Source organism: Campylobacter concisus (assembly GCF_002913945.1).
Classification (GTDB): domain Bacteria; phylum Campylobacterota; class Campylobacteria; order Campylobacterales; family Campylobacteraceae; genus Campylobacter_A; species Campylobacter_A concisus_P.
The window spans coordinates 18,508-30,263 of sequence record NZ_POZK01000022.1 but is presented as its reverse complement, the minus strand read 5'-3'; the positions used below and the strand labels follow the sequence as shown (position 1 = coordinate 30,263).

The 11,756-nt window shown below is 36.6% G+C and carries 12 protein-coding genes; 10 read left to right on the top strand and 2 right to left on the bottom strand.

What is annotated here, in order from left to right; translation table 11 throughout:
- Nucleotides 1–2: 2 nt before the first annotated feature.
- The 10 genes from CYP64_RS05145 to CYP64_RS05100 all read left to right on the top strand — a co-directional run bounded on the left by CYP64_RS05145 (nt 3) and on the right by CYP64_RS05100 (nt 9,096).
- The gene (locus CYP64_RS05145; RefSeq protein ID WP_180382065.1) at nt 3–206 is read left to right on the top strand and encodes a flagellar biosynthesis anti-sigma factor FlgM; all 204 of its coding nucleotides are present in this window, start codon (nt 3–5) and stop codon (nt 204–206) included.
- Between the two features lie 13 nt (nt 207–219).
- Entirely contained in the window at nt 220–651 is a 432-nt protein-coding gene (gene flgN / locus CYP64_RS05140) for a flagellar export chaperone FlgN (protein ID WP_021091397.1), read from the top strand.
- A gap of 2 nt (nt 652–653) precedes the next feature.
- A complete protein-coding gene (flgK, locus tag CYP64_RS05135) occupies nt 654–2,525 on the top strand; it encodes a flagellar hook-associated protein FlgK (protein ID WP_103648926.1) in 1,872 nt (623 codons plus the stop codon).
- Complete coding sequence (locus tag CYP64_RS05130; protein WP_103648925.1) at nt 2,522–3,289, top strand: TIGR02757 family protein; 768 nt, start codon at nt 2,522–2,524, stop codon at nt 3,287–3,289. Before flgK ends, CYP64_RS05130 begins: the two co-directional genes overlap by 4 nt.
- Before the next feature lie 66 nt (nt 3,290–3,355).
- Nucleotides 3,356–3,892: a superoxide dismutase family protein gene (locus tag CYP64_RS05125; RefSeq protein ID WP_084041070.1), complete on the top strand. Its 537-nt coding sequence runs from the start codon at nt 3,356–3,358 to the stop codon at nt 3,890–3,892.
- Between the two features lie 154 nt (nt 3,893–4,046).
- Nucleotides 4,047–4,808 (top strand): TSUP family transporter, encoded by a 762-nt coding sequence (locus CYP64_RS05120; RefSeq protein WP_103648924.1) that lies wholly within the window; start codon nt 4,047–4,049, stop codon nt 4,806–4,808.
- Nucleotides 4,809–4,873: 65 nt separating this feature from the next.
- Nucleotides 4,874–5,557, top strand: a complete 684-nt coding sequence (locus CYP64_RS05115) for a F0F1 ATP synthase subunit A (protein ID WP_103628838.1) — start codon at nt 4,874–4,876, stop codon at nt 5,555–5,557.
- Nucleotides 5,558–5,721: 164 nt separating this feature from the next.
- On the top strand, nt 5,722–7,143 hold the full coding sequence (gatB, locus tag CYP64_RS05110; protein WP_103648923.1) for an Asp-tRNA(Asn)/Glu-tRNA(Gln) amidotransferase subunit GatB: 1,422 nt from the start codon (nt 5,722–5,724) through the stop codon (nt 7,141–7,143).
- Nucleotides 7,144–7,153: 10 nt separating this feature from the next.
- The gene (locus CYP64_RS05105) at nt 7,154–8,044 is read left to right on the top strand and encodes an NAD(P)H-dependent glycerol-3-phosphate dehydrogenase (RefSeq protein WP_103648922.1); all 891 of its coding nucleotides are present in this window, start codon (nt 7,154–7,156) and stop codon (nt 8,042–8,044) included.
- The gene (locus CYP64_RS05100) at nt 8,041–9,096 is read left to right on the top strand and encodes a glycoside hydrolase family 3 N-terminal domain-containing protein (protein ID WP_103648921.1); all 1,056 of its coding nucleotides are present in this window, start codon (nt 8,041–8,043) and stop codon (nt 9,094–9,096) included. The genes CYP64_RS05105 and CYP64_RS05100 overlap by 4 nt, the downstream gene beginning before the upstream one ends.
- Nucleotides 9,097–9,187: 91 nt before the next feature.
- Here the strand turns inward: CYP64_RS05100 and CYP64_RS05095 are convergent, their stop codons facing one another.
- Together CYP64_RS05095 and CYP64_RS05090 are read right to left on the bottom strand one after the other, a co-directional pair.
- Nucleotides 9,188–10,369, bottom strand: a complete 1,182-nt coding sequence (locus tag CYP64_RS05095; protein ID WP_103648920.1) for an McrC family protein — start codon at nt 10,367–10,369, stop codon at nt 9,188–9,190.
- Nucleotides 10,341–11,729: an McrB family protein gene (locus tag CYP64_RS05090; RefSeq protein ID WP_103648919.1), complete on the bottom strand. Its 1,389-nt coding sequence runs from the start codon at nt 11,727–11,729 to the stop codon at nt 10,341–10,343. Before CYP64_RS05090 ends, CYP64_RS05095 begins: the two co-directional genes overlap by 29 nt.
- Nucleotides 11,730–11,756 lie beyond the last annotated feature (27 nt).

Below are 11,756 nucleotides of genomic sequence, written 5' to 3'. Positions count from 1 at the left end.
ATATGATAAGGCCTTTGAACCAAAGACCAAATTTTCAGGCAAATACGCTAAATAAAAATAGCGATGCCAAGGTCGAAACTCAGAGTAAAGAAGTAAGAACAAACGAAAACACAAAGCTAAAAGAGATAGCTGATGCCATAGCAAATGGTACTTATCAGGTTGATATCTCAAAAACGGCTAGGGCTGTGGCTGATGCGTTGCTGTAATTAAGGAATTTAAATGATAAAAAAGCTTTTGGACGAGGCTATAGGCGAGCTTGATGAGCTCATAAATTTAACCATACAAGATATCGCAAATATAAAAGAGGCTAAGCACTCAAGCGTTGATGAGAGTGTAAAGAAAAAAAATGCCTTAGTTCGTGCATTTGAAGATACAAAAAGAGCACTAGATAAAGAGCTTTTAAAGGTATCAAAAGAGAGCGGTACGACTACACTTGCTAGTGTTTTAGACGATGAAGTGAAGTCAAAGCTTGTTCTTATGCGTTCAAAGCTTGAAAATTTACATAAAGTTAATAAAGAATATGCAAGGCATGTTGTTGCTGTTAAAGAATTTTTTGACTCACTTAATGAAAAAATTTTTGGCACTAAAGCAAGTGAATACGGCCAAGATGGAAATAGCATAGATAATAATTTTTATAAATCAAGGGTTTAAAAATGGCTAATATCTTTATGTCATTAGGCACGGGTGTTTCAGGACTAAATGCGGCCCAGCTTCAAATAAGTACAACCGGAAATAATATCGCAAATGCCGATAGCAACTACTATACAAGGCAGCGTGTTGTCCAATCTGCATCTCCAGCGATGAATACAGTCCCTGGTGGAGTTGGCACAGGCACACAAGTAGATACTATAACAAGACTTCATGATGAGTTTGCCTACTCAAGACTAAAATACTCATCGTCAAATTTAGAAAACACGGCCTATAAACAAAGAATTTTGCAAGAAGCTACAAAATATTTTCCTGACCTAAAAGATAATGGAATGGTGAAGGACATTCAGGAGTATTTTTCCGCGTGGAATAACTTTGCTTCAAACCCTAATGCAGGTGCTCAGAAAGTAAATTTGATAAATAAAGCAAGTGTATTGACTGCGAGCATCAACCGCTCATCAAAGATGCTTTATGATATGCATGAAAAGATTGATGAAACAATAAAAATAAATATAAATGAGATAAATTCGCTAGGCAGACAAATAGCAAATATTAATAAGCAAATCCAAAGAATAGAATCAGGCGCGGACGCTGGTATAAAAATAAATGCAAACGATCTTCGTGATAAACGTGATGAGCTTGAGCTTGCTATGTCAAAGCTGGTAAATACAGCAGTTTATAAAAGCGATCTAAAGAGCAATTCTAGGGTAGATACAGGAATAACAGATCAAGGAAAATACTACAATCTAAACATTGGCGGTGTAAGTATCGTTGATGGTGTAAATTTTCATGAAATTTCTATGAGTTCAACCGAAAGTGGACGATATACAAAAATTTATTATGAGAGAGAAGACGGTAGAAGAATCCCAATGGAAGAAAAGATTACAGGCGGTAAAATCGGAGCTGCGCTTGATCTTAGGGGTCGAAACTACGAGCCAGATAATGATAAATTTAGCGACGGAACGATCCAAAAATACATTGATAATCTAAATACATTTAGTAAAACCTTGATAACAAGCACAAATAATATCTATGCCGAATCCGCAGTTGAAATTTCTAACTCAGATCCGATAAGTTATTTAGAAGGCGATAAGACATTGATGAATCATGATAATAGTATAAGAAATGGAAGTTTTGAAGCTATTGTTTATGATAACAAAGGCAATGTCGTGGCCAGAAAAACTATAAACGTAAATGGTACGACGACGATGAATGATACAAGATATGGCAACTCTATCGTCAAAGACTTTAACTCAAACTCAGATGACAATAAAGATAATAATATGCTAAATGACGTTGATGACTTTTTTGAGGCGTCATATTTTTATGATAAAAATACTAAAAAAGGCACATTTTCTCTCATTCCAAAACAAGCTCAAGGGCTTTATAGCATATCAATAGTCGATCACGGTACAAATTTTCCAGGCGCTGTTGGCATAAATAGATTTTTTTCAGGTACTGACTCAAATAATATCGGCATAAATCAAAATTTTACCCAAGACCACACAAAGCTTCGTGCCTACTCAAAGCCAGTTATCGGAAATAATGAAGTTGCAAATAAAATGATCCAGCTTCAGTATCAAAAGCAGACCTTTTACTCAAGTGGCATAGCGCTTGATAGAGATGAGACGATCGAGGGATATTACCGCTATCTTACGACTGACATGGCGAGTGATACAGAGGCGAATAATACGATCCACGATACAAATACGTCTTTGCAAAAGACAGCTGAAGAGGAATTTCAATCAACAAGTGGCGTAGACACCAATGAAGAGCTTACAAATTTGATCCGCTTTCAAGCAAGTTACGGCGCAGCTGCAAAGATCATCACGACCGTTGATCAAATGCTTGACACGCTTCTTTCATTAAAACAATGAGCGAGCTAAAGAGCCTTTTAGACTCGCACGTACTTAGTAAAAATACAAATCTGGGGCTGTTTGAAGCCCCAGATCCACTTCAAGTAGCTACTAAATTTAAAGAGCCAAACATAGCGCTCATTTGTGCGTTATTTGCTTATGGTAACGCAAAAATGATAGTGAAATTTCTAAATTCGCTTGATTTTGGTTTGCTTGATGAGAGCGAGCAAAATATCAAGAAAAATTTATCAAATTTCAAATACCGCTTTCAAAATGAAAATGATGTGAGAGAAATTTTTATCACTCTCTCACGTCTTAAAAATGAGGGTGACATAGAGGAAATTTTACGCCAAGGTCTAGCAAAAAATGGCGAGATGATAGATGGCATAAATGAACTTATCAAATTTATATATAAGCTAAATTCTTACCGCTCTGACGGATATGAGTTTTTCTTTGGTAAGAGTTTTGATAAAGAGCCACAAAGTCCATATAAACGCTATAATATGTATCTTCGCTGGATGGTAAGGGATAGCGACATCGACCTTGGATTATTTAAAAATTTGCCAAAAGATAAGCTTTTGATACCGCTTGACGTGCATACACATAGAGTTTCTTTAAATTTAGGACTTATAAACAGAAAGAGCTATGATTTCAAAGCAGTCATGGATCTTACAAAAAAACTTAGAGAATTTGACGAGTTTGATCCGATAAAATACGACTTTGCGCTTTATAGAATAGGGCAGAGCAAAGAGCTAGAAACTATCATAAAAAATCTTAATCAATAAAAATTATTGCTAAATTTTTAAATTTAGGGTAGACTTGCCATACAATTTTATCCATAAGGAGCTTGTATGAAAAAAATCGTTTTACTAAGTGCAGTTTTAGGAACTTTGCTTTTTGCTCACGAAGGTCATCACTTTGATGCAAAAGCTGGAGAGCATCTAGTTATACCTGTTAATGAACTAAGTGAGAAGGGCGATAAGAGTGTCGGCGAAGTAGTAGCTGTTAAGACAAACTACGGCGTTGCGTTTTTTCCAAATTTAAAAGGCCTTCCTGCAGGACTTCACGGCTTCCACATCCATGAAAATGCTGACTGTGGTGCGACTGAAAAAGGCCTTGGTATGAAAGCAGGCGGACACTGGGATCCAGCTGGCACAAAAATGCACTCTTTTGCTTGGGATGATAAAGGTCACAAAGGCGATTTGCCAGCACTTTACGTAGATGCTGAGGGCAATGCGAACTATCCAGTACTAGCCCCAAAGATAAAAAGTCTTGACGAGCTAAAAGGTCATTCATTAATGGTTCATGTTGGTGGCGATAATCACAGCGACAACCCAAAAGCACTTGGCGGTGGCGGTGCTAGAATGCTTTGTGGCGTTATTAAGTAATCACTTTAATAAACGAGTCTTTGAGCTAGATCTAAAGGCTCGTTAAAATTTATAAATTTTAAAAATCTCTCATTTCAAATATAAAAATTTTACAAAAAGATAAGTACAAATAAATTACAATCTGCTTTTATTTCAATTATCAAAAGAGCAAAAAATGGAATTTGATCTACTTAGCTATGTCGTTTTTTTTGTAGCTGCGTTTTTAGGTGGTTTTATCGATTCTATCGCTGGTGGAGGTGGGCTTATAACGCTTCCAGCTATTATGGCGATGGGCGTGCCGCCACACCTTGCACTTGGTACAAATAAGCTCCAAGGAGTTTTTGGTAGCTTTACAGCGACTCTAAATTTCACAAAACGGGGATTAATTAATTATAAAGAGTGCTTTGTAGGTATCGTTTTTACTTTCATTGGAGCTATCATCGGAGCGGTGGTTATCCTATTTTTAAATACAAATTTTTTAAAGATAATTATCCCATTTTTACTGATTGCTATTTTTATCTATACGCTTTTTATGCCAAAAGTCGGCGAAAATGATAGAGCTGCAAAGATGAATGAAAAACTATTTTATGTAGTTTTTGGACTAATGCTTGGCTTTTATGATGGTTTTTTTGGTCCAGGAACAGGCTCTTTTTGGACATTTGCGATAGTGGCATTGATTGGGCTAAATTTAAAAAAGGCTGTTGCTCATACGAAACTCTTAAATTTTACTAGCAATATCGTTGCTCTTGGCATTTTTATAGCCGGCGGACAGATGCTTTGGGCTGTTGGACTTTTGATGGCAGTTGGTCAAATTTTAGGTGCATATTTTGGATCAAATCTTGTCATTAAAAAAGAGGTAAAATTTATTAGAATAATGTTTCTAGTGGTAGTTGCGGTGACTATTTGTAAATTGCTTTTCGATTATTTCAGAGTTTAAAATTAAAAATGTTTTAACAATAATTTTGTTACAATCACGCAAAATTCTAAATCCAAGGTAAATTAATGAAAGATTTGTTTCTATTTTCAAATTTCCTAAATAACTCCCACGCCTTTATCTATGCGTTTCACTTTCTGCTTGTAGCTTTGATTGTTATCATAGTTGCTTATATAGCAAGGAGTAAGATGCAACTTGTGCCAAGAGGTCTTCAAAATATAGTTGAAGCTTATTTAGAGGGCGTTATATCGATGGGAAGAGATACTTTAGGTAGTGAAAAACTAGCAAGGAAATATCTTCCACTTGTTGCAACTATCGGTTTTATCGTATTTTTTTCAAATGTTGTAGGTATTATTCCTGGATTTGAGTCGCCAACTTCAAGTCTAAATTTAACTCTAGTTTTGGCTTTAGTTGTATTTGTTTATTACAACTTTGAGGGCATTAGAGAAAATGGATTTTTCAAATACTTTGGACACTTTATGGGACCGAATAAATTTCTAGCTCCTATTATGTTTCCAGTTGAAGTCATCTCACATCTTTCACGTGTAGTTTCGCTATCATTTCGTCTTTTTGGTAATATCAAGGGAGATGATTTGTTCTTGCTAGCAATGCTTACACTTGCACCTTGGTTTGCTCCACTTCCAGCTTTTGCGCTTCTAACACTTATGGCTGTTTTGCAAACATTTATTTTCATGATGCTAACTTACGTTTATCTAGCTGGTGCTGTTGCTATTAGTGAGCACGAGCATTAAAATTTAAAGCCATATTTTTATATGGCTTTTTCCTTTTTAAAACTCTTTAAATTTTTAAATCACATTCTTTATTTTTCCAGTCAAAACGCTCATTTTTAGATATTTTAAAAGAAAGTATCGCTAAAATATGCCTTAAAAATTTGCATAAATTTAAAGGTAAAAATATGTTTGAAGTCGTTATCGGTTTAGAAGTTCACACTCAGCTTAATACAAAAACTAAAATTTTCTGCTCTTGCTCGACTAGCTTTGGCGACGAGGCAAATACTCACGTTTGTCCGACCTGCTTAGCTTTGCCTGGAGCGCTACCTGTGCTAAACAAAGAGGCTGTAAAAAAGGCTATCAGTTTTGGCACAGCGATAAATGCTAAGATCAATAAAAAATCAGTCTTTAATAGAAAAAACTACTTCTATCCAGACCTTCCGAAGGCATATCAAATTTCTCAGTTTGAGATACCTATCGTAGAAGGTGGCGAGCTAATAATCGACGTAAATGGTACTAAAAAACGCATCGGTGTAACAAGAGCACACCTTGAAGAGGACGCTGGCAAGAACATCCACGAAGAAACCGAAAGTTTAGTTGATTTAAATAGAGCTGGCACGCCACTTCTTGAGATAGTCAGTGAGCCAGATCTTAGAAGCAGTGATGAGGCGGTGGCTTATCTTAAAAAATTGCACTCGATCCTTCGCTTTTTAAATATAAGTGATGCGAATATGCAAGAGGGTAGCTTTCGCTGCGACGCAAACGTCTCTATTCGCCCAAAAGGCGACACCAAGCTTTATACAAGGGTTGAGATAAAAAACCTAAACTCATTTAAATTTATCCAAAAGGCGATTGACTACGAAGTAGAGCGCCAAAGTGCAGCTTGGGAAGATGGCAAATACGATGAAGAGGTCTATCAAGAGACAAGGCTGTTTGACACGACAAATTTAGTGACAAGATCGATGCGTGGTAAAGAGGATAGCGCGGAGTATAGGTATTTTCCTGACCCTGACTTGCTACCTGTTGAAGTGTCAGAGCAGATGTATAACGAAGCGATAAAAATTCCAGAGCTTGCCGAGCAAAAGGTCGCAAGATATGTTAGTGAGCTAGGCGTAAAAGAGAGTGATGCGCTAAATTTAACTCAAAGCGTTGAGATGGCTAGATATTTTGAAGAGCTGATCGCTGCTGGAATTCAGCCAAAACTTGCTACTACATGGCTCATAGTCGAGCTTCTTGGTCGCTTAAATAACGGCGTGACGATCGAGACAAGCCCAGTTAATAGTACCAAAATGATAAATTTACTAAAACGCATAGAAGATGGAACGATAAGCGGCAAGGCTGCAAAAGAGGTTCTAGACTACCTAATGGAAAATGACGCGGATGTCGATAGCGTCATCGAAAAGCTTGGTTTAAAACAAGTTAGCGACGACTCAGCGATTATCGCGATCATAGATCAAATTTTAGCTGCAAATGCCGACAAGGTCGAAGAGTATAAAAACGGCAAAGATAAGATGTTTGGCTTCTTTGTCGGTCAGGTGATGAAAGAGGGCAAGGGTGCCTTTAATCCAGGCAAGGTCAATGAGCTTTTAAAGGCCAAAATAGGCTAAAAGGGCTAAAATGAGCATAGCAGTCATCGGAGCTGGCAAGTGGGGAAGTGCGCTATTTCACGCATTTAGTGAAAATAACGAGTGCGTCATCAGCTCAAGAACGCCAAGAGAGATGCCAAATTTTGTAAGCTTGGATGAAGCTTTGGAGTGCGAATACCTAGTCTGCACGATCCCAACACAAGCTACAAATTTATGGCTAAAGCAAAACTACAAAAAAAAAGGCCAAAAGATCTTAGTCGCTAGCAAGGGCATAGACACGGCAAATCTTAAATTTTTAAATGAAATTTACGAGGATTTTGTTGATAGAGAAAATTTGGCCTTTCTTTCAGGACCAACCTTTGCAAAAGAGATCATGCAGAAGCTTCCTTGCGCCTTGGTGGTAAATTCTAAAAATGAAAATTTAGCTTTAAAATTTGCTTCATTTTTCCCAAGCTATATGAAAGCCTACACCTCAGATGATGTGATCGGCGCTGAAGTGTGTGGGGCGTATAAAAACGTGGTCGCCATAGCTGGCGGCATCTGTGACGGCCTTGGTCTTGGTAACAATGCAAGAGCAAGTCTCATTTCACGTGGGCTTGTTGAGATGGCTAGATTTGGCAAATTTTTTGGCGCAAAGGATGAAACATTTATGGGGCTAAGCGGTGCAGGAGATCTTTTTTTGACTGCCTCATCGATACTTTCACGCAACTACCGCGTAGGTCTTGGCATCGCAAGGCACGAGAGATTAGAGAAAATTTTAAATGAGCTTGGCGAAGTGGCCGAGGGTGTGGATACGGCAAGGGCTATTAGCAAGATCGCCAAAGAAAAGGGTATATATGTGCCGATCGCTAGCGAGGTTGAAAATATGCTAAATGGCAAAGACGTTTTTGAGAGCGTTAAATCGCTTTTGGGAAGAAGATGAGAGCTTTTAAATTTATAATTTTTGTGGCCATTTTTGCTTTGGGGCTTAATGGCGCAGAAGTGAGCCTAAGAGCTAAGGTCTCGCAGATGATAATGGTTGGCTTTAACGGAGCTAGCACAAAGGATGCTGCATTTCGTGCGATGCTAAGCGACGCTGGATACGAGAGATTTGGCGGTGTAATGCTACTTGGCAGAAACGTGACTAGCAAAGTCCAGCTAAAAGCAAGCATAAAAGCTATCAAAGAGAAAAGTCCTAAAATTTTCATCGCTATAGACGAAGAGGGCGGCAATGTAAGCCGCATGAAGGATAAGAGCTTTGACGGTCCATATCCTAGCGCATACGAGATCGCAAGTACGCTTGATATCAAAAGTGCTTATGATCTCTACTCAAAAATGGCTATAAATTTAAAAGAGTGCGGCATAAATATAAATTTTGCCCCAGTAGTTGATCTACACGATGAAAACTCGCCGATCATTGCTGCTAAGCAAAGAGCGTTTAGTGAGTATGCAAGCAAGGTGGTGATCTATGCTGATGCCTTTATGGACGCATTTAAAGAGCAGGGCGTGATAACTACGATCAAGCACTTTCCTGGGCATGGCAGCTCAAAAGAGGACTCACATAAAAATAAGAGCGAGATCACGCTAAGCAAAGATGCGCTGCTGCCATATAAAGACGCCATAAGCACAGGTAGAGCGCAGATCATCATGATCGGACACCTTTTTGTAAAAGGCATCGACGAGGACAATCCAGCCACGCTTTCTAAAAAAATAATAACCGATCTTTTGCGAAATGAGCTTAAATTTAATGGCGTAGTCATCAGCGATGATATGCTGATGAAAGGCGTTGCAGACGAAATTTTGGCGCAAAAGGTGGTTAAATTTATAAATGCTGGCGGTGACATCTTGCTCTTTAGTGAGTTTAAGATAAATAACCAAAGAACGGCCGATCTAGTCACTCAGATCATAGTCGATGCAGTAAACGAGAAAAAGATCAGCAAAGAGCGAATCGACGCTTCATACAAGAGGATAATGGCTCTAAAAGTGAAGCTTTAAGAGTTGCTCTTGTGAGTTAGAAAATTTACTAATCAAGAAATAGAAATTTAGAGTGGAATTTCAATAGGCTTTAAAAAGTATTTTAGACTAGTTAATTTCTAAGAATCTCGTCTTTTTCAAGATTAAAATATAAAATTTCAAGTTGCATATCTTTTTCATATTCAAATTTCATAAACTCTTGTTTTACGTCGTCTATCTTTGGATATATTAGATAGAGCTTGCCACAATTATATTTTTTACCATAAGCATATAGCTGGTATAGGTCGGCTTGTGAAATATCGTCTTTTGACTTTATGATCTTCCATTTTGTGTCGGCTATAAATTCGCTTTCTAAAAATATATCAGGCCTTAGTCTAAAGCTCTTTGGATCTTCTACGAGGTATTTTTCTGAGTGCTGTAATGCAGTGCCTGGTAGCTTTTTCTTTATAAAATTTCCAACATAGCTTTCAAAAAGCGCATTCATATCAAACAATAAGGCAAAGGCCAGATCATCACCCTTGTGCGGTGTAAAAGAGTTGCTTAGTAGAAAGATCTTGCACCATAAAAGTGTTTGCTCGTAATGTTTTACTTGGCGGTTTATGACGAGCTTTGCAAAGAAATTTTTATAATCCTCACACTCCGAAATCTCATCAAATATAAATAAAAGCTCGCGTATTTTTTGCTGATTTTTACTAGAATTTGACTTTTTATATAGAAATTTAAGCGTTGTTTTTATGATTTGATTTATCTTTATGTCGCTTAAAAATTCACTGTATCCTACGTAAAACCGCTCTTTGTGGATGCTATTTCTTTTTATCTGCTCGTTTATATTTAGCTTCCCTTTTAGAAAATTTAGGTTCTCTTCTAGCGTTACATAGTCGCTTTTTATGCCCTTTTTTACAAGAGCTTCAAGCTCACATAAAAACATAGAGATGAAAATTTCCAAAAGCGGTAAATTTTGGGTTTTTAGATTAGCTAAATTTGAGCTTTTAAATGGGAAATTTTTTAGCGTCCTTAGCATTTTTATAAAAACTGCTTTTGACTTATCAATGTCGGTTTTGTCTGCTATTTTTGGCAAAATTTCTATCGTTAAGCCACCTTTTGTCTGCAAGACGCCGACATAGTTTCTGGCTTGTATAAATTTCCCGCCAACCCCACTTGCTATCCTTAAAAACGGCGCATTTTCATCGCTATTTTTAAGGATAAAATTTTCTATATCGCCAAAGTCTTTTTTACCTACATTGTGCTCATATATACGCTCAAATTCAGTAATCGTTAGCTGACTTTGCTTCATCTGCTTGGCTGCTTGTTAAATTGTAAATTTTTAGATAGTTTTGCTCGTCGTAAAAAGCTTCTTTATCTATTTCGTATAAAATTTTGTCGTTTATATAGTCAGTGCCGCTTTTAAATAAAACATTTGCTGGCTTCTTCTCTTTGATAAATTGACTATCACCTAAAACTAGCCTTATTTTCTCCCAGTCGTCGTAAAAATACTCTTGTAGTAGCGGTAAAATTTTATTTTTAAAGACATTTGCAAGCGTTTTTAAGTCTGATATATTTATGAAATAAGCATGCCCTATCGTATGATCTCTGTCGTAAAGATACTCTATACGATCGTTTATTGTTTTTAGCATTTCGCCTATATTTATGCTTTCGATATTTATTTTGTTTAGGTTGTCATATTCTGGCATCATCTCCACAAACTCAAACCTTCTTCTAAGTGCCGTATCCATAAGGGCTATGCTGCGATCTGACGTATTCATCGTGCCTATTATGTATAAATTTGACGGCACTCCAAATTTCTCTTTTGAATATGGCAGCTTCACCATTATTTCGTCATCTGCTCCGAGTCTTTTTGATGGCTCTATAAGAGTTATGAGCTCACCAAAAATTTTAGATATATTTCCGCGGTTGATCTCGTCGATAAAGATGGCATATTTTGGTGTATCGTCATTAAAAAACTTTTGCCGTTCATCTTTTGGTAGATCGCAAAAATCCCTAAGTTTACCTTTGTATCCACTAAGAAGCAAAGCATTTTCGCAACACTGATAAAAAATTCCTTTTGATATCTCATAAGTTATATCACCATCTTCGTTTTCGCTATCAAATACAGGCTTTATGCCCTCAACAAATTCCTCATATCCATAGCTTTGGTGAAATGTTATAAATTTTATTTGTCTACTTCGTATATATTCATCAAATTTATTTTTTAGATCATTTCTGTTTTCGCTTATATCAACTTTTCTTTCTTCTATTATCTCGATAGCTTTTGTCACTGTACTGTATGTCTTTCCAGTTCCTGGAGGGCCATATAAAATTTGATTTAGTGGAAAATTTACCTTAGCTTTTTGTTGTCCATTGTTTTCTATTGGCATTGTATATCCTTTGCCATTTTTAAATTCTATGTATTTGTTTACTGCAGAGTTATAATCAGTAAAACGTTTTTTAGATCTTCCTGATTTTATAAACTCTTCTTCTAGATATTTTGGATTTTTGCTCTTTGCATCATAATAGTCAAAAATTGAGTAAATTTTATTGTTTTCTAAAAAACTAATAAAATTTCTTAAATAGGTTTGATATTGTTGAACCGTATTTTTACTCAAAGTTTTTTTACAATAATCTTTAAAACTGTCATAATCTATATCTTCAAACATACTTATTCCTTTAAATCTAAAATTTAT

What these genes read in the sequence shown, in the direction of transcription:
- CYP64_RS05105 (WP_103648922.1), top strand. Translation starts at nt 7,154, where the DNA reads ATGAGCATAGCAGTCATCGGAGCTGGCAAGTGGGGAAGTGCGCTATTT.
- gatB (WP_103648923.1), top strand. Translation starts at nt 5,722, where the DNA reads ATGTTTGAAGTCGTTATCGGTTTAGAAGTTCACACTCAGCTTAATACA.
- CYP64_RS05095 (WP_103648920.1), bottom strand. Translation starts at nt 10,369, where the DNA reads ATGAAGCAAAGTCAGCTAACGATTACTGAATTTGAGCGTATATATGAG.
- flgK (WP_103648926.1), top strand. Translation starts at nt 654, where the DNA reads ATGGCTAATATCTTTATGTCATTAGGCACGGGTGTTTCAGGACTAAAT.
- CYP64_RS05100 (WP_103648921.1), top strand. Translation starts at nt 8,041, where the DNA reads ATGAGAGCTTTTAAATTTATAATTTTTGTGGCCATTTTTGCTTTGGGG.
- CYP64_RS05130 (WP_103648925.1), top strand. Translation starts at nt 2,522, where the DNA reads ATGAGCGAGCTAAAGAGCCTTTTAGACTCGCACGTACTTAGTAAAAAT.
- CYP64_RS05145 (WP_180382065.1), top strand. Translation starts at nt 3, where the DNA reads ATGATAAGGCCTTTGAACCAAAGACCAAATTTTCAGGCAAATACGCTA.
- CYP64_RS05120 (WP_103648924.1), top strand. Translation starts at nt 4,047, where the DNA reads ATGGAATTTGATCTACTTAGCTATGTCGTTTTTTTTGTAGCTGCGTTT.
- CYP64_RS05090 (WP_103648919.1), bottom strand. Translation starts at nt 11,729, where the DNA reads ATGTTTGAAGATATAGATTATGACAGTTTTAAAGATTATTGTAAAAAA.
- flgN (WP_021091397.1), top strand. Translation starts at nt 220, where the DNA reads ATGATAAAAAAGCTTTTGGACGAGGCTATAGGCGAGCTTGATGAGCTC.
- CYP64_RS05125 (WP_084041070.1), top strand. Translation starts at nt 3,356, where the DNA reads ATGAAAAAAATCGTTTTACTAAGTGCAGTTTTAGGAACTTTGCTTTTT.
- CYP64_RS05115 (WP_103628838.1), top strand. Translation starts at nt 4,874, where the DNA reads ATGAAAGATTTGTTTCTATTTTCAAATTTCCTAAATAACTCCCACGCC.